At 63.4% G+C, this 17,075-nt stretch carries 20 protein-coding genes; 10 read left to right on the top strand and 10 right to left on the bottom strand.

The window, feature by feature from the left end:
* Positions 1-28 precede the first annotated feature (28 nt).
* The 9 genes from AC0L2H_RS05010 to infC all read right to left on the bottom strand — a co-directional run bounded on the left by AC0L2H_RS05010 (position 29) and on the right by infC (position 7,359).
* Entirely contained in the window at positions 29-376 is a 348-nt protein-coding gene (locus tag AC0L2H_RS05010; RefSeq protein WP_473589170.1) for a hypothetical protein, read from the bottom strand.
* On the bottom strand, positions 377-2,785 hold the full coding sequence (gene pheT, locus AC0L2H_RS05015; protein ID WP_473589171.1) for a phenylalanine--tRNA ligase subunit beta: 2,409 nt from the start codon (positions 2,783-2,785) through the stop codon (positions 377-379).
* Complete coding sequence (locus AC0L2H_RS05020; RefSeq protein ID WP_473589172.1) at positions 2,782-3,219, bottom strand: GFA family protein; 438 nt, start codon at positions 3,217-3,219, stop codon at positions 2,782-2,784. Before AC0L2H_RS05020 ends, pheT begins: the two co-directional genes overlap by 4 nt.
* Positions 3,216-4,301 carry a phenylalanine--tRNA ligase subunit alpha gene (gene pheS, locus AC0L2H_RS05025; protein ID WP_473589173.1) on the bottom strand — a complete coding sequence of 362 codons (1,086 nt, stop codon included), beginning with the start codon at positions 4,299-4,301 and terminating at the stop codon, positions 3,216-3,218. The genes AC0L2H_RS05020 and pheS overlap by 4 nt, the downstream gene beginning before the upstream one ends.
* 95 nt (positions 4,302-4,396) lie before the next feature.
* Complete coding sequence (gene rplT, locus AC0L2H_RS05030; protein ID WP_006201247.1) at positions 4,397-4,798, bottom strand: 50S ribosomal protein L20; 402 nt, start codon at positions 4,796-4,798, stop codon at positions 4,397-4,399.
* Positions 4,799-4,890: 92 nt separating this feature from the next.
* Positions 4,891-5,094 (bottom strand): 50S ribosomal protein L35, encoded by a 204-nt coding sequence (rpmI, locus tag AC0L2H_RS05035; protein WP_006201248.1) that lies wholly within the window; start codon positions 5,092-5,094, stop codon positions 4,891-4,893.
* A gap of 180 nt (positions 5,095-5,274) precedes the next feature.
* The gene (locus AC0L2H_RS05040) at positions 5,275-5,916 is read right to left on the bottom strand and encodes a methyltransferase family protein (protein ID WP_473589174.1); all 642 of its coding nucleotides are present in this window, start codon (positions 5,914-5,916) and stop codon (positions 5,275-5,277) included.
* 135 nt (positions 5,917-6,051) lie between these two features.
* On the bottom strand, positions 6,052-6,693 hold the full coding sequence (locus tag AC0L2H_RS05045) for a methyltransferase family protein (protein WP_473589175.1): 642 nt from the start codon (positions 6,691-6,693) through the stop codon (positions 6,052-6,054).
* 129 nt (positions 6,694-6,822) lie between these two features.
* On the bottom strand, positions 6,823-7,359 hold the full coding sequence (gene infC, locus AC0L2H_RS05050; RefSeq protein WP_081482097.1) for a translation initiation factor IF-3: 537 nt from the start codon (positions 7,357-7,359) through the stop codon (positions 6,823-6,825).
* A 207-nt stretch (positions 7,360-7,566) separates the two neighbouring features.
* Here infC and AC0L2H_RS05055 point away from each other — a divergent pair, with 207 nt between their 5' ends.
* The 4 genes from AC0L2H_RS05055 (at position 7,567) to AC0L2H_RS05070 (ending at position 10,977) form a co-directional block, all read left to right on the top strand.
* Positions 7,567-8,331, top strand: a complete 765-nt coding sequence (locus AC0L2H_RS05055) for an alpha/beta hydrolase (RefSeq protein WP_473589176.1) — start codon at positions 7,567-7,569, stop codon at positions 8,329-8,331.
* A gap of 19 nt (positions 8,332-8,350) precedes the next feature.
* Complete coding sequence (locus AC0L2H_RS05060) at positions 8,351-9,493, top strand: benzoate/H(+) symporter BenE family transporter (protein ID WP_473589177.1); 1,143 nt, start codon at positions 8,351-8,353, stop codon at positions 9,491-9,493.
* A gap of 117 nt (positions 9,494-9,610) precedes the next feature.
* On the top strand, positions 9,611-10,099 hold the full coding sequence (locus AC0L2H_RS05065) for a DUF2852 domain-containing protein (protein ID WP_473589178.1): 489 nt from the start codon (positions 9,611-9,613) through the stop codon (positions 10,097-10,099).
* 119 nt (positions 10,100-10,218) lie between these two features.
* Positions 10,219-10,977 carry a M48 family metallopeptidase gene (locus AC0L2H_RS05070; protein ID WP_473589179.1) on the top strand — a complete coding sequence of 253 codons (759 nt, stop codon included), beginning with the start codon at positions 10,219-10,221 and terminating at the stop codon, positions 10,975-10,977.
* A gap of 29 nt (positions 10,978-11,006) precedes the next feature.
* Here the strand turns inward: AC0L2H_RS05070 and AC0L2H_RS05075 are convergent, their stop codons facing one another.
* Complete coding sequence (locus tag AC0L2H_RS05075) at positions 11,007-11,225, bottom strand: hypothetical protein (protein WP_473589180.1); 219 nt, start codon at positions 11,223-11,225, stop codon at positions 11,007-11,009.
* Between the two features lie 109 nt (positions 11,226-11,334).
* Here AC0L2H_RS05075 and AC0L2H_RS05080 point away from each other — a divergent pair, with 109 nt between their 5' ends.
* The 6 genes from AC0L2H_RS05080 (at position 11,335) to AC0L2H_RS05105 (ending at position 17,018) form a co-directional block, all read left to right on the top strand.
* Positions 11,335-11,994, top strand: a complete 660-nt coding sequence (locus AC0L2H_RS05080) for a phosphoribosylanthranilate isomerase (RefSeq protein ID WP_473589181.1) — start codon at positions 11,335-11,337, stop codon at positions 11,992-11,994.
* A 75-nt stretch (positions 11,995-12,069) separates the two neighbouring features.
* The gene (gene trpB / locus AC0L2H_RS05085; protein WP_473589182.1) at positions 12,070-13,290 is read left to right on the top strand and encodes a tryptophan synthase subunit beta; all 1,221 of its coding nucleotides are present in this window, start codon (positions 12,070-12,072) and stop codon (positions 13,288-13,290) included.
* 1 nt (position 13,291) lies between these two features.
* Positions 13,292-14,134, top strand: coding sequence for a tryptophan synthase subunit alpha (gene trpA / locus AC0L2H_RS05090; protein ID WP_473589183.1), 843 nt, complete (start codon positions 13,292-13,294; stop codon positions 14,132-14,134).
* Between the two features lie 47 nt (positions 14,135-14,181).
* Positions 14,182-15,108: an acetyl-CoA carboxylase, carboxyltransferase subunit beta gene (gene accD / locus AC0L2H_RS05095; RefSeq protein ID WP_473589184.1), complete on the top strand. Its 927-nt coding sequence runs from the start codon at positions 14,182-14,184 to the stop codon at positions 15,106-15,108.
* Between the two features lie 127 nt (positions 15,109-15,235).
* Positions 15,236-16,561, top strand: a complete 1,326-nt coding sequence (locus AC0L2H_RS05100; RefSeq protein WP_107649044.1) for a bifunctional folylpolyglutamate synthase/dihydrofolate synthase — start codon at positions 15,236-15,238, stop codon at positions 16,559-16,561.
* 37 nt (positions 16,562-16,598) lie between these two features.
* Positions 16,599-17,018, top strand: coding sequence for a VOC family protein (locus AC0L2H_RS05105; RefSeq protein ID WP_473589185.1), 420 nt, complete (start codon positions 16,599-16,601; stop codon positions 17,016-17,018).
* Positions 17,019-17,075 lie beyond the last annotated feature (57 nt).

A 17,075-nucleotide genomic window follows, 5' to 3' on the forward strand; every position in this document is an offset into this window, starting at 1 on the left:
ATTCGCCATTCAGCCGCAATCCCTCGGCTCATTGTTCGTTGAGTTCAGACCAGAACGCGGGTTCTTCGATTGATGGCCATACTTCGCCATATGCAAAGCCTTCGATCGCTTCGAGTACTCCAGTAGCCTCGTCGAAGAACAGAACCATGCCACAAGCAAGCTGGTCAGGCCCGATATGGGCTATCTTAAGCTGACTGAACACCCGACTCCCAAAACGCAATTCGGGGGGAACCGACGAGGGAATGACTGTGGTCATGAACCCTACAGGATTGCGGTTGCGGTCTTTGACTTCCAGCACGCCCGCCAAATCAAGAGAAATGCCTGCTGAACGACAAAACTCCTGAACGAAAAATATTTCGAGCGAGGTCAGACGCATCTAAGCTCTCAACACGCCACCCGTCTGCTTGCCGACATTCTCGACGATGCGCCTGGCCAGCGCCTCGAAATCCTCGTCGGTCAGCGTCTTTTCGACCGGCTGGATCGACACTTCGATGGCGATCGATTTCTTGGTGGCCCCCAGCGACGCCCCTTCGAAGACGTCGAAGACCGAGACACCTGATATCAGCTTCCTGTCGGCGGCAAGGGCGGCGCGCACCAGCGTGCCGGCCTCCACCGCTCTATCGACGACGAAAGCGAAGTCGCGCTTCACCGCCTGGAAGGCGGACAGCTCCAGCCTCGGCTTGGTTTTCGTCGGCTTGGCCTTCGGCTCGGGCACGGCGTCGACAAACGCCTCGAAGCCGCAGAGCGGGCCTGAGACGTCAAGCCCTTCCAGCGTCTTGGGATGGAACTCGCCGAACGTGCCCAGGACGACTTTTGGCCCGAGCTTGATCGTGCCGGAGCGGCCGGGATGGTACCAGGCAGGGCCGCCGGCCTCGATCTGCAGTCGGTCGACCGGCGCGCCGCAGGCTTCGAGCGCTGCGATCGCGTCGGCCTTGGCGTCGAACACGCCTACCGGACCTGAATTGCCGGCCCAGTTGCGGCCAGAGCCGTCGAGCTTGGCGGTGCCGCGTCGCACGCCGGCGGCGACGCGCCGCTGCTGGTCGGCGCCATCGCCCTCATAGGTGCCCGAGACCTCGAACAACGCGACATCGCCAATGCCCTTGTCGGCATTGCGCTGGGCAGCGGCGATCAGGCCGGGCAACAGCGAGGGCCGCATGTCGGACATGTCGGCGGCGATCGGGTTGGCAAGCTTAAGCGCCGTCTGCCCACCGCCGAACAGTTCGGCGTGCTTTGCCGGAATGAACGACCAGGTGACGGCCTCCATCATGCCGCGTACGGCAAGCGCCCGCTTGGCCGCGCGGGTGCGGATCTGCAGCGTCGTCAGGATTTTCGCATTGACCGCGTCATGGGCGCCGAGCGGCTGGGCCAGGATGTTGTCGACGCCATGGATGCGCATCACCTCTTCGACCAGGTCGGCCTTGCCGTCGACATCCGGCCGCCAGGAAGGGACCTTCACATCGACGACGTCGCCCGAGCCCTGCGGCTCGAAACCGAGGCGCGACAGGATGCCGAGGCTCTCGTCCCTGGGCACCTCGATGCCGGTCAGGCGCTTCACTTCCGACAGCGGGAAGGCCACGATCTTGGGCGTGTGGCCGGCATAGCCGACGACTTCGGTTTCCGTCGGCGTGCCGCCGCAGAAATCGAGCACCAGCTTCGTCGCCAGCTCCACGCCGGGGACCATGAATTCGGGATCGACGCCGCGCTCGAAGCGGTAGCGCGCATCGGTGATGATGCCGAGCGTGCGGCCGGTACGGGCCGTGGTGATCGGATCCCAAAGCGCGGATTCGATCAGCACGTCTGACGTGTTCTCGTCGCAGCCGGAATGCTCGCCGCCCATGATGCCGGCGATCGACTCGACACCGTCCTCGTCGGCGATGACGCACATTTCGGGCGTCAGCGTGTATTCGCGGCCATCAAGCGCCTGCACCTTTTCGCCATCCTTCGCCCTGCGCACGGTGAGGTTGCCGGCGACCTTCGCGGCGTCGAAGACATGCAGCGGCCGGCCACGGTCGAAAGTCACGTAATTGGTGATGTCGACCAGCGCGCTGATTGGCCTGAGCCCAATGGCGAGCAGCCGCTGCTGCAGCCATTTCGGCGACGGGCCGTTCTTGACGCCCTTGACCAGCCTGAGTGCGAAGCCGGGGCAAAGCTCCGGCGCTTCGATCTTCACCTTGACCGGGCACATGCCGTTGCCGGCATGCGGCATGATCGCGCCGCCGACGAGCCGGCCAAGCCCGCTTGCGGCGAGATCCCTGGCGATGCCATAGACGCTTGTCGCATCCGGCCGGTTCGGCGTCAGGTTGATCTCGATCACCGGATCGTCGAGATGCGCATAGGCGGCGAAGCTGGTGCCGACAGGGGCATCCTCCGGCAGGTCGATGATACCGTGATGCTCGTCTGACAGCTCCAGCTCGCGCTCGGAGCACATCATGCCGTGGCTTTCGACGCCGCGGATCTTGCCGACCGTCAGCGTCACGTCGATGCCGGGAACGTAGGTGCCGGGCGCCGCGAAGGCGCCGATCAGGCCCGCGCGAGCGTTCGGCGCGCCACATACTACCTGCACCGGCGCCTTGCCATCGCCGGTATCCACGGTCAGCACGCGCAGCCGGTCGGCGTCGGGGTGCTGCACCGCCGTCAGCACCTTGGCGATGACGAAAGGTTTCAGGCCCGCCTTGTCGTCGACATGCTCGACTTCGAGGCCGATCGATGTCAGCCGCTCGACGATTTCCGCCAGCGAGGCGTCGGTCTCGAGATGGTCCTTCAGCCAGGAGAGGGTGAATTTCATGACAGTGTTCCGTCCGGGTTAGACGATGATGGTCTGGGCACGCTGGTCTTGAGATGCCTCGGCAAGTCGTCCGGCATGTGCAGGAAAGGAAGTTGCTCGCGCACATGGGCGTGGTGCGTCGGCTTGAAATAGGCCGGCATGTCCATGGCGCCGAGCATGAAGTAGATATGGTCTTCCAACCGCTCGTCGACATAGGCGATGGGCGAGCCGCAGGTGCCGCAGAAGGAGCGCGTCACCGAGCCATTCTCGAACATCTTCAAGGCTTTGCTGGTAAAGGCGACCTGGTCGGTCGTAAAGCCGACAAAGGCCGATACCGGCGCGCCGCTGGCCCGCCGGCAATCGCCGCAATGGCAATAGCTGATGTGATGCGGTTCGGCCGAGGCCTCGAACCGCACGGCGCCGCAGCGGCAGCCGCCGGCGTGCGGCGCTGTCATGTGCTCAAGCCCCCGAACAGGGTCGGCATGTCGAGCGGCCGGAAACCGTAATGCGACAGCCAGCGCACATCGGCATCGAAAAACGCGCGCAGGTCCGGCATCCCGTATTTCAGCATGGCAATGCGGTCGATGCCCATGCCCCAGGCAAACCCTTGGTACTCGTCCGGATCGAGGCCGCCATGGCGCAGCACGTTGGGATGGACCATGCCGCAGCCGAGGATCTCCAGCCAGTCGGAGCCTTCGCCGAAGCGCACCTCGCCCGGCCTGGAGCGATCGCACTGGATATCGACCTCGAGGCTGGGCTCGGTGAACGGGAAGAAGCTCGGCCGGAAGCGCATCTTGACCTGCGGCACCTCGAAGAAGGCCTTGCAGAACTCCTCCAGCACCCACTTCATGTTGGCGACGTTGGCCGACTTGTCGATGACCAGCCCCTCGACCTGATGGAACATCGGCGAGTGGGTGGCGTCGGAATCCTGCCGGTAGGTCTTGCCCGGAATGACGATGCGGATCGGCGGCTTCTGCTGCTCCATGGTGCGGATCTGCACCGGCGAGGTGTGGGTGCGCAGCAACTTGCGCTCGCCCTTCTCATCCGGCTGGAAGAAGAAGGTGTCGTGCATCTCGCGCGCCGGGTGGCCTTCGGGGAAATTCAGCGCGGTGAAATTGTAATAGTCGGTCTCGATATCGGGGCCTTCGGCGATGGCGAAACCGAGATCGCCGAAGATCGCGGCGATCTCGTCGATGACCTGGCTGATCGGATGGATGCGGCCGCGCTCGGCCGGCGACTGGCGCACGGGCAAGGTGACATCGACCTTCTCGGCAGCGAGCCTGACCGCGATCGCCGCATCTTTCAGCTCGGCCCGGCGGGCGGAAAGCGCATCGGTGACGCGGTTCTTGAGGCCGTTGATCGCCGGACCCTTGAGCTGGCGTTCCTCGGCGCTCATCGCGCCCAGCGTCTTCAGCATTTCGGAGACCGAGCCCTTCTTGCCGAGCGCCGAAACGCGCACGGCTTCGATGGCCTGCTCGTCGGCCGCCGACGCGATGTCGGCCATAAGGGAATTCTCTAGAGTTTCCATATCGCTCATGTTCCGGACCCGATTGAGCCAAAGAAAAACCCGCGCCAGCCGTGCCAGCGCGGGTTCCCCAAATCAGAATTGCCGAATGCTTGGGAAGGCGCTGGTTAGGCTACAGCGCTTTCAAAAGCGTTCGGCGTGGTGTTCTTGAGGTATTCGAGCGCGACCTTGGCCTTGGCCACGAGTGCAGCGAAAGCCTGCGGCTCGTGGATGGCCATGTCCGACAGGATCTTGCGGTCGATCTCGATGCCGGCCTTGTTGAGGCCGTCGATGAAGCGGCCATAGGTCAGGCCGTGCTCGTGGGTCGCGGCGTTGATGCGCTGGATCCACAGCGCGCGGAACGAGCGCTTGCGGTTCTTGCGGTCGCGGTAAGCGTATTGCAGCGACTTTTCCACCGCCTGCTTGGCGATGCGGATGGTGTTCTTGCGGCGGCCGTAGAAGCCCTTGGCGGCTTTCAGGACCTTCTTGTGCTTGGCGTGCGAGGTGACGCCTCTTTTTACGCGTGCCATGTCATGATCTCCTTAAAAGCAATTCCAGGAAAGTGCCTGGCGGTTTTCCGTTCGGAATTGCGTAAAACAAATGCGTGTCCGGACCGAATGCCCTAGAGGCCGTTCGGCAGAAAATTCTTGATGACCTTCTTGCCATCCGGTTCAGCCAGAACCATCGTGCCGCGGGCATTTCGAATGAACTTGTTGGAACGCTTGATCATGCCGTGACGCTTGCCGGCCGCAGCCGACAGGACTTTACCCGTACCTGTGATCTTGAACCGCTTCTTGGCGGCCGATTTGGTCTTCATCTTGGGCATTTTGCTACTCCGTTATGTGCGCACGATCGCGCTTTTTGTTCGCTTCAGGCCGACCAAAGCCCGAAAAGCAAATGAAACCGCCACGGCATGCCCTGCCGGGCGGTTTTTTGGGAACGGCGGCTCTATACGTCAAAGCCGGCGGCTGTGCAACACCTCAGGAGAGGCGACGTCCTGCCCCGATCAGGGAAAGCGAAACAGCACCGGCAGCATACCCGACTGCTGCGCGCCGTCGATCAGTTCAAAGAACGGCAACGCCACCAGGAACACCAGGCCGTCCAGCAGCGTGGTGCGCAGCAGGCGCGGCTTGAAGCTGCCGGTCTCGCCTTCCTCATAGAGCGAAAGCTTCGGCAAGAAGCGCGGCACTTTCGCCAGATAGGCCCGGTATGGTGCGCCAAGGACCTCCTTGAGGTATCTCTCCTCGCGCAGGATGACGACGTAGAAGGCACCCGCGCAGAGCACCCCAAAGCCGATCGTGGCCGTGATCGAGCCGATCTGTGCGCCGACGCCGGCGGCTGCCAAAGTGGAGAAGACATAGAGCGGGTTGCGGGTGATCGAATAGGGTCCGCCGGTCACCACTTCGGAGGATTTGCGTCCGCCGATGTAAAGCGTCGACCACAAGCGCCCGACGACGCCGAGAAAGATCATGAGGACGCCGCCCATTTCGATCGTCTCATGCACAATCGTGTCGGGCGGAAAGGTCGATTGGCCGAACAACAGCGCCGCGAACATCACCACGATCAGCACGGCAAGCACCAGCCTGCGCATGTGCTGGTAGCTGCCAAGCCCGTGTTTGGCTTGCGCGTATCTGACTTCATTGACCATGTCGGGTGTCCGATCGTCGAGGAACTTGCCGCGAGCGTCTGGCCAAGAAAACAGGCGCCCTGCCGATCGCCGGGACGCCCTGCACCATGATTCAGGCGAATTTAATGCACGTCACCTCTTTTGCCCATCCGCAACTCAATACAGCCAGAAGAGGACGGGAATTACACCGCTTTCCTGTCCGGACTCGATCAGTTCGAAAAACGGTATGGCAGCCAGGAAAATCAAGCCGTCGCGCAGCGTGTGATTGAAGACGCGCGGTGTGAAGGTGACCTCGGCCTGATCGCGAAAAAGCCGGGGATTGGGAAAAAACCGCGGCACCCGTGCGATATAGTCCTTGTACGGCGCCCCGAGCACGGTGGTCAAATGCCGTTCCTCGCGCAGCGTGACGATGTAGAACGCGGCCGCGCACAAAACCGCCGACGTCACCGAGACGATCACGCTGCCGGTCTGGGTGCCGATGCCAGCGGCCGCTACAGTAGAGAAAAAATACAGCGGGTTGCGCATCACCGAATATGGGCCGGTAGCAACCACTTCGGCCGACTTGCGGTTGCCGATATAAAGGATCGACCAGAGCCGGCCGCCGATCCCGATCAGTATCAGGGCGATCCCGTGCGCCTCTATGCGTTCGTGGGTTAGTTCATCCTGCGGGGAACCGCCGAAGATCAGCAAAACGCAAAAAACACCGATCAGCAGCGCCAGCAGGAGGCGCCGTCGCCGCTGATAGCGGCCCATTTCGTCGAACGACTTTTCGATCGGAGAACGTGCCGCAGCGGCCATGGGACAATCCTTTTGCCGCGACGACCGGCAACCAGGTTCCTTGTCGATGCAACTTGCGGAGAAATCATGGCGAAGACAAAAACAAAAGCAAAGGCCACCGAAGCGGCCTTTGCTTTGACGGGATCGCTTTTAGCGAGGTGCCAGCACCATCATCATCTGGCGGCCTTCGAGCTTCGGTTCGGCTTCGACCTTGGCGATGGGCGCCACTTCCTCGCGAACCTTGTTCAGAAGCTGCATGCCGAGTTCCATATGCGCCATCTCGCGGCCGCGGAAGCGCAGCGTCAGCTTGACCTTGTCGCCTTCCTCGAAGAAGCGCCGGACGGCCTTCATCTTGGTCTCGTAGTCATGGCTGTCGATGTTCGGGCGCATCTTGATCTCCTTGATCTCGATGACCTTCTGGTTCTTGCGCGCCTCGGCCGCCTTCTTCTGATTGGCGTATTTCAGCTTGCCCAGGTCGAGGATTTTTACGACGGGCGGCACCGCGTTGGGCGATATCTCGACCAGGTCGAGCCCCGCCTCTTCGGCGAGCAGCAATGCGTCGTTGATGGAGACATCGCCGCGGTTCTGGCCTTCGGCGTCGATTAGCTGGACCCGGGGAACCCGGATGTCACGGTTGGAGCGCGGCCCATCCTTGGTGGGCGCCGCTGCTTTGAAAGGTCTGCGAATGGTCGTGGTCTCCTTGAGCCGTTTCGTTCAGGGTTTTTCAGTTCATATCGGTGGACGCGCCAATGTGGTGAGCGCGCGGTCGGAGTCAATAGCACAGCATTCTCAGGAAATCACCTGATTGCAGGCCTGCACCAAGCAAAGAAAGACCGACAGCACTTTTCGCTGGCCCCTCGGCTGTGCCAAAAGACCGGCGTGAAGGAACCAGCCATGACCAATCCGGTTTTTCTCGACGTCGACGGAACCAACATCGCCGTCCGAACGATAGCGGGCGCCGCGCCCGGCATCGTCTGGCTTGGCGGCTACAAATCCGACATGCTGGGCACCAAAGCCGAAAGGCTATCCCAATGGGCGGGCGGGCAGGGCCGCGCCTTCCTGCGCCACGATTATTCCGGCCATGGCGAATCCGGCGGCGCCTTCGCCGACGGCACCATCTCGAAATGGCTGGCCGAGAGCCTTGCGGTGTTCCGCCACTACACCAAGGGCAAGCAGATCCTGGTCGGTTCCTCGATGGGCGCCTGGATCGCGCTGCGCATGGTCCAGGAACTGCGCAAGGCCGGTGAGAACCGCATCGCCGGCCTGGTGCTGCTGGCGCCGGCGCCGGATTTCACCGCCGAACTGGTCGAGCCGGTGCTGACCAGGGCGCAGAAGCGCGATCTCAGGCAAAAGGGGTATTTCGAGGAGCCGTCGGATTATTCCGCCGAGCCTTACATCTACACGCGCGCGCTGATCGAGGACGGCAGGGCGAACCTGGTGATGACCGGGCCGATCGACACGCATTGCCCGATCCACATATTGCAAGGGCTGGCCGATCCCGACGTGCCGTCAAGCCATGCGCTGAAGCTGGTCGGCCTGCTGCCGGCCGACGACGTGACGCTGTCGCTGATCCCCGGCGGCGACCATCGCCTGTCGCGGCCGCAGGATCTCGACATGCTGGTGCGGGCTGTGGACGCCATGGCTCGGCAAGCAGGCTAGAGAACGGGCAGGCTAGAGAATGCGCATCTCCATTCCGATATCCGCCTTCGTCGCGGCGATCGTCGGCTTCGGCGGCACGCTGGCCATCGTGATCGCCGCCGCCAAGGCGGTCGGCGCGACGCAAATCGAGACAGCAAGCTGGGTGACGGCGCTTTGCCTGGCCATGGCGATCGAGAGCCTGTGGCTGTCATGGCGCACGAAAATGCCTGTCATCACCGCCTGGTCGACGCCAGGGCTGGCGCTGATCGCGGCGTCGAGCGGCTTTTCGATGGCGGAGGCCGTCGGCGCCTTCATCGTCACCGGTATCCTTTTGGTCGTCACCGGACTGTTCAAGCCATTGACCCGGCTGATCGCCAGGATACCGGCCTCGGTGGCGTCGGGCATGCTGGCCGGCATCCTCGTCAGCTTCGCCACCAATGCGGTCAAGGCCATTCCCGTCGACCCCTGGCTGATCCTGCCGCTGATCGCGGCCTTCTTCGTCATCCGGTTGTTCAATCCGGCGCTGTCGGTTCTCGCGGTGCTGATCGGCGGCGGCCTCGCCGCCTTCCTCACCGGCCGGGTCGGCGGCCTGCCGACACCGGAATTGTCGACCCTGACGCTGGTTGCGCCGCATTTCTCCGCCACGGCGCTGATCGGGCTCGCCCTGCCGCTCTACCTCGTCACCATGGCCTCGCAAAACCTGTCCGGCCTCGCCGTGCTGCGGGCGGCCGGCTACCATCCCGAGCCCGGCCCGCTGATCGGCGTCACCGGCCTGTTTTCGTTGCTGACGGCGCCGCTCGGCGCCTCGACCACCAATCTGGCAGCGATCTCGGCGGCGATCTGCACCGGACCGGACGTACATCCGGATCCGACCGAGCGCTGGAAGACCGGGCCCTTCTACGCGCTTGCCTATCTTGTCTTCGCCCTGTTCGGCGCCTCGCTGGTGGCGATCTTTGCCGTTTTGCCGCAGAGCCTGATCGTGCTGGTCGCCGGCCTGGCGCTGATGGCGCCGCTCGCCAACGCGCTGTCGATCGCGCTCAAGGAAGAAAGCGAGCGCATGGCCGCCACCGTCACCTTTGCCGTCACCGCCTCGGGGCTGACGCTGTTCGGGGTCGGCGCCGCGTTCTGGGGCCTGGTCGCCGGCCTGGTGGTGCTTTTCCTCGAAATGCTCAAAAAGCGATAATCATTTCAGCCGCTTGTCCGGTTTTGGCCGATACTGTCTTGAATCGCCGTTTTTCCGTTCCCATTTCGATTCCACGCAGCCGGGTTTGGCTGTCTCCAACTGAAGGAACGGGAGAAAATGAACACATCTGCTTTGATCCGTCCGGCCTGGACGCCGGCGACCATCGCGCTGATGGTAATCGGCTTCATGGTGTTCTGGCCGCTCGGCTTCGCCATGCTCGCCTACATCATCTGGGGCGACCGGCTCGACGGCTTCAAGCGCGACGTCAACCGCGCCACCGACGGCATCTTCGCCGGCTGCCGCCGCGGTTCCGACAAGGCCGCGCGCTGGGGTCATGGCTCCGCCCGCACCGGCAATGTCGCTTTCGACGACTGGCGCGAAAAGGAACTCGAGCGCCTCGCAGAAGAGCGCCGCAAGCTTGACGAGATGCTGAGCGAGTTCGACGATTATGCTCGCGAGCTGCGCCGCGCCAAGGACCAGGACGAATTCGACCGGTTCATGGCGAACCGCAACAAGTCGACTGCTGCGACGACGACAACGGGAACGACCAAGACGACTGGGCCGACGACGCCCAAGCGCAAGGGCTCGAACCTGCTTGACGACTAGCGCCGAGCAACAAGCCTTGGCATGATGAACGGCGTCGCCTGAGCGGCGCCGTTTCTTTTTTGTTCTCTTTTCGCGTTCGCACCTCTAGTCGTTTTCCTCGAATCGCGTATCGTCCGGCCATGACCATCGGCTTCTTCCGCAACCTGACCAAGCCCAAGCCTGCGCCCGTCGTGGAGCGCGAGCATTGTGTCGCCGGCCGCACGCTGCCGCTCAAGATCGTCGAGAGCGACCGGGCACGGCGGCTGACACTGCGCATCGATTCCGGCGGCCGGGGCTTGCGCATAACCGTGCCGCCGGGCCTGCGCCGTGGCGAGGTGGAAAAATTCCTCGACCGCCATCAGGACTGGCTGGAGCAGCGGCTGGCCAAGGTGCCCAACCGGCCGCAAGTGCGGCCAGGCATCAAGATCCCGGTGCGCGGCGTGCCGCACCGCATCGTCCATGAGCCGGCAAAACGCGGTACCGTCACCATCTCGCGCGACGAGCGCGGACCGCTGCTGATCGTGCACGGCGAACGCGTGCATCTGCCGCGCCGCATCGCCGATTTCCTCAAGCGCGAGGCCAAGCGCGAGATCGAGCGGCTGGTGGTCAAGCACACAGCTACGATCAACAAGCGCGCCAAGGCGATCCGCTTCAAGGACACATCCAGCCGCTGGGGCTCCTGCACCTCCGACGGCAATCTGTCCTTCTCCTGGCGCATCATGATGGCGCCGACGCCGGTCATAAACTACCTCGTCGCGCATGAGGTGGCGCATCTCAAGGAGATGAACCACGGCCCGAAATTCTGGAAACTGTGCGGGCAGCTTTGCCCCGACACCGAGCGCTGCAAGGACTGGCTGAAGCGCAATGGCGGCGCGCTGCAGGCGATCATGTTCGACTGACGCGCCCGGATCGGCCTTAGCCGGTCCACTCAATCGTCATTCGCCGCGTTGAGTTCGTCCGGCCGCAAGCCTTCGTCGCCAGGGCGCGGCCAGGGCAGGAAATTCTTCTCGAATTCATCGTTGCCGAAATAATCGAGCGCTCGGTGGGCCTCGGCGCCGTTGAAGGCTGCCTTGTCCAGCAAATGCGCGATGACCTCGCGCGCCTGCGCAATCTTCTGCCTGAGTTGGGCGACGGTTTCGTCTGCCATGGTTTGCTCCCGCCTGCAGTCCTTGAGAAGAAGGTAGCGCGTTCAGCGCCGGCGGCAAACAGAACGCTTTTTCTCGACTCTTTTGCCGTTTCGTGCCAATCCCCGCGCCATGGCGCTCGACATCAAGATATGCGGGTTAAGAACCGACAAGGCATTGGCCGCGGCATTGGCCGGCGGCGCCAGCCATGTTGGCTTTATTTTCTTTGCCAAAAGCCCGCGCTTTATCGATCCCCTGGAAGCCGGCCGTCTGCGCGAAGCTGCGATCGGCAAGGCCAAGGCGGTTGCCGTGACGGTCGACGCCAGCGACGCGTTCCTGGACGAGATCGTTGAAAAAATGCGTCCAGACATGCTGCAGCTTCATGGCTCGGAGACGCCGGAGCGGCTGGCCGAGCTCAAGGTGCGTTATCGTCTGCCTGTCATCAAGGCACTGCCGGTCAGCGAGGCGGCCGATCTGGAGCGGATAAAGCCCTTCGTCGGCATCGCCGATCGCTTCCTGTTCGACGCCAAGCCGCCCAAAGGTTCGGAATTGCCGGGCGGCAATGGCATCGCCTTCGACTGGCGCATTCTGGCCGGTCTTGACGCCGGCGTCGATTACATGCTTTCCGGTGGGCTCAACGCCGCCAATATCGGCGATGCCCTAAGACTTGCCAACCCGCCCGCAATCGACATCTCGTCCGGCGTGGAAAGTGCCCCGGGCGTCAAGGATCCGGCGCTGATCGAACAGTTTTTCCGGGCCGTGAGGGCGGCGCGCGACAATCGCGCAGCCTGACGACTCAAGCAGGACATGCCACCGAAGGCGAAAGCCGGCTTCCGGCAGGCTCATCAAGACAAGAGGAGATCGGCGATGGACAAGCCGGCGACACCCAATTCCTTCCGCACCGGACCAGACGAACAGGGCATGTTCGGCATCTTTGGCGGCCGTTTCGTCGCCGAGACGCTGATGCCGCTGATCCTCGACCTGGAGCGGCACTGGAACGAGGTCAAGGACGACCCGGACTTCAAGGCCGAGCTGACTGACCTTTCGACCCACTATGCCGGACGGCCGTCGAAGCTTTATTTCGCCGAGGGCCTGACCAGGCATTTGGGCGGGGCGAAAGTCTATTTCAAGCGCGAGGACCTGAACCACACCGGCTCGCACAAGATCAACAATTGCCTCGGCCAGATACTGCTGGCCAAGCGCATGGGCAAGAAGCGCATCATCGCCGAGACGGGCGCCGGCCAGCACGGCGTCGCAACGGCTACGGTGGCGGCGCGCTTCGGCTACCCCTGCATAGTCTATATGGGCGCCACCGACGTCGCTCGCCAAAGCCCCAATGTCTTTCGCATGAAGCTGCTCGGTGCCGAAGTCAGGCCGGTGACGGCCGGACACGGCACGCTGAAGGACGCCATGAACGAGGCCTTGCGCGACTGGGTGACCAATGTCGAGGATACTTATTACCTGATCGGCACCGCCGCCGGCCCGCATCCCTATCCGGAGCTGGTGCGCGACTTCCAGTCGGTGATCGGCACCGAGGCGCGCGCCCAGATCCTCGAGCAAGAAGGCCGGCTTCCCGACACCATCATCGCCTGCGTCGGCGGCGGCTCGAACGCCATCGGCCTGTTCCATCCCTTCCTCGACGACAGGCAGGTCCGCATCATCGGCATCGAAGCCGGCGGCCGCGGCCTCGACGGCATCGAACATTGCGCCTCGATGAATGCCGGCGCGCCCGGCGTGCTGCACGGCAACCGCACCTATCTGCTGCAGAACGCCGACGGCCAGATCATGGACGGCCATTCGATCTCGGCCGGCCTCGACTATCCGGGTGTCGGTCCCGAACACTCCTGGCTGCGCGATAGCGGCCGCGTCGAATACGTGCCGATCCTCGACGACGAGGCGCTGGAGGCTTTCAAGCTGACGACACGGGTCGAAGGCATCATTCCGGCGCTGGAATCGGCCCATGCCATCGCGCATGCGGTCAAGATCGTTCCCGATATGGACAAGGACCAGATCGTCATCGTCAACCTGTCCGGCCGCGGCGACAAGGACGTGCACACGGTGGCCGACATGCTGGGCATGGAGATCTGATATGGCGGCCACCCGCATCGACCGCCGCATGGCAAAACTGAAAGCCGAAGGCCGACCGGCGCTGGTCACCTATTTCATGGGCGGCGACCCGGACTACGATACCTCGCTGTCGATCATGAAGGCGCTGCCCACGGCCGGCGCCGACATCATCGAGCTCGGCATGCCGTTTTCCGATCCGATGGCCGATGGCCCGGCGATCCAGGCGGCCGGTTTGCGGGCACTGAAAGGTGGCCAGACGCTGGTTAAGACGCTGAAGATGGCGTCGCAATTTCGCGCCGCCGACAATGAGACGCCGATCGTGCTCATGGGCTACTACAATCCGATATACATCTATGGCGTCGACCGCTTCCTCAAGGATGCCATCGCCAGCGGGATTGACGGGCTGATCGTCGTCGACCTGCCGCCGGAGATGGACGAGGAACTCTGCATTCCGGCGCTCAAGGCCGGTATCAACTTCATCCGGCTGGCGACGCCGACCACCGACGACAGGCGCCTGCCCAAGGTGCTGCAGAACACCTCCGGCTTCGTCTACTACGTGTCGATGACCGGCATCACCGGCTCCGCACTGGCCGACACCGGCAAGGTGGCGGCGGCGGTCAAGCGCATCAAGGGCCATACCGACCTGCCGGTCTGCGTCGGCTTCGGCGTCAAGACCGCCGAGCAGGCGCGCATCATCGGCGCCAATGCCGATGGCGTCGTCGTCGGCACCGCGATCGTCAATGCGGTCGCCAATGTGCTGGGACCGAAGGGCGAAAAGACCGCCGATCCGGCCGAGGCGGTGGCCACGCTGGTCAGCGGCCTCGCCCAGGGCGTGCGTTCGGCCCGCCTTGCTGCCGCCGAATAGTATCCCTACGTCTTTCCTACCTCTTCGTCAGGACAGGAGCCGAAGCGATGAACTGGATCACCAACTACGTCCGCCCGAAGATCAATTCGATGCTCGGCCGGCGCACCGATATGCCCGAGAATCTCTGGATCAAGGATCCCGAGACCGGCGAGATGGTCTTCCACAAGGACCTGGAGCAGAACCAGTTCGTCATCCCGTCGTCCGGCCACCACATGAAGATCTCGGCCAAGGAGCGGCTGAAATTCTTCCTCGACGACGGCAAATACGAGACGCTCGATAATCCCAAGGTGGTGCTGGATCCACTGAAATTCCGCGACGAGAAGCGCTACACCGACCGGCTGAAGGACGCCAAGGCCAAGACCGGGCTGGAGGATGCGATCGTCAATGCGCTGGGCACGATCGAGGGCCTGCCGGTGGTGGTGACGGTGCAGGATTTTGCTTTCATGGGCGGCTCGCTCGGCATGGCGGCGGGCGACGCCATCGTGCATGCGTTCGAGGTCGCCCTGCAACGCAAACGGCCGCTGATCCTGTTCGCGGCATCGGGCGGCGCCCGCATGCAGGAGGGCATCCTGTCGCTTATGCAATTGCCGCGCACCACGGTCGGCGTCGACCGGCTGAAGGAGGCCGGCCTGCCCTATATCGTGGTGCTGACCAACCCGACCACCGGCGGCGTCACCGCTTCCTACGCCATGCTGGGCGACGTGCACATCGCCGAGCCCGGCGCGCTGATCGGCTTTGCCGGGCCGCGCGTCATCGAACAGACCATCCGGGAAAAACTGCCCGACGGCTTCCAGCGCGCCGAATATCTGATGGAGCACGGCATGGTCGACATGGTGGTATCGAGGCTGGAGATGCGCGAGACAATCGCGCGGCTCCTGAAAATGCTGCTCAAGGTGCCGCAGGAGCAGAAGCCGCTGGAGCCGGAAATCCTGCCGCCGGCGACGATCCCGGCGGAAGCACGCCCGCAGGCCTGAAGCGACATCCTTAGCCGCGAACCGCGGTTGCGCGCGAGATGTCGTGCGCTGTAGCTTCCTGATTTTGCGCATGATCCTTTTCCGGAAATCGATTCCGATTTCCGAGGTCATGCGCTAGGATTCTCCCATGACAACGCTTGCCGCCGACCGCGAAATCGAAAGCCTGATGGCGCTTCATCCGAAGGGCTTCGACCTTTCGCTGGACCGTATCTCCAGGTTGCTCGAGCGGCTGGGCAATCCGCAGGACCATCTGCCGCCGGTCATCCATATCGCCGGCACCAACGGCAAGGGCTCGTGCGCCGCCTTCTCGCGGGCGTTGCTGGAAGCGGCAGGCCATCTCGTCCACGTGCACACGTCGCCGCATCTGGTGAACTGGCACGAGCGCTACCGGCTGGCCGCCGAAGGCGGCGGCAGGCTGGTCGACGACGATGTCTTCGCCGAGACAATAGCGCGCGTCGCCAAGGCCAATGAAGGTCAGACGATCACCGTCTTCGAGATCCTCACCGCCGTCACCTTCCTCCTGTTTTCCGAGCATCCGGCCGAAGCCGCCGTCATCGAGGTCGGGCTCGGCGGCCGCTTCGACGCCACCAATGTCATCGACAGGCCGGCGGTGTCGGTGATCATGCCGGTCTCGCTCGACCATGAAGCCTATCTCGGCGACCGGGTCGAGCTGATCGCCGCCGAAAAGGCCGGCATCATCAAGCGCGGTTGCCCGGTGGTCATCGGTGCGCAGGAAAGCGATACGGCGCTGCAGGTGCTGATCGAAACCGCCGAGCGGCTGGACTGCCCGACCTTCGTCTACGGCCAGGATTTCCTCGCTTTCGAGGAAAACGGCCGCATGGTCTACCAGGACGAGGACGGGCTGATGGACCTGCCGCCGCCACGCCTGCCGGGGCGTCACCAGTTCGCCAACGCGGCCGCGGCGATCGCGGCGGTCAAGGCCGCCGGCTTCGAGATCAGCCACCGCGCCGCCGAAAAGGCGATGGCCACTGTCGCATGGCCGGGCCGCATGCAGAAGCTGCCGCAGGGCCGGCTGACGGATCTGGCGCCGAAGGGCGCCGACATCTGGCTCGACGGTGGGCACAATCCGGGAGCAGGCATCGTCGTCGCCGAGGCGCTGGCCGAGCAGGAGGAAAAGAACCCGCGGCCGCTTTTCCTGATCGCCGGCATGATCAACACCAAGGACCAGGCCGGCTATTTCCGCGCCTTCAAGGGCCTCGTGCGGCATGTCTACACGGTGCCGGTGAGCCTCAGCGAGGCCGGCGTGCCGAATGACGAACTGGCGGTCCGCGCCACGGAAGCGGGGCTGTCGGCCGAGCCGGTCAGTTCCGTCGCCAACGCGCTGATGCTGCTGCGCGATAGCTGGGACGGGCAGCCGCCGCGCATCCTGATCGGCGGTTCATTGTACCTGGCCGGCGCGGTGCTTGCCGAAAACGGCACGCCGCCGACCTGAGCGTTCGATTTGTCACGACCAGCGTAAGGAGCCAATCATGATCGAGGTAAAGCAGCTCGCTCATGTCTGCATCTTCGCACATGATCTGGAGGCGACGCGGAGTTTCTACCGAGACGTGCTGGGCCTGGACACCCAGTTCAACTTCCTGCGCGACGGCGAGATTTTCGGCTTCTACCTCAATTGCGGTGGCCGCAGCCACGTCGAGGTGTTCAGGAAAGGCGAGGCCGGCTACAGCGAGCTGAACCAGATCAACCACTTCTGCCTCGAAGTGGAAAACATCGACGCCGCAATCGCCCACATACGGTCGAAGGGCATCGACGTCACCGTAAAGAAGCAAGCCTGCGACGGCACCTGGCAGGCCTGGATCCGCGATCCCAACGACGTGAAGATCGAGTTGTTCGAATACACCGAAAACAGCGCGCAATTCGTCGGCGGCGATCGCATCGCCGACTGGTGACTGGGCAGTCGATCAGTCTGAAATTCTGATTGCCGCATATTCAGCGGCATTTCTCGT

It is taken from the genome of Mesorhizobium sp. WSM4871, assembly GCF_055811295.1.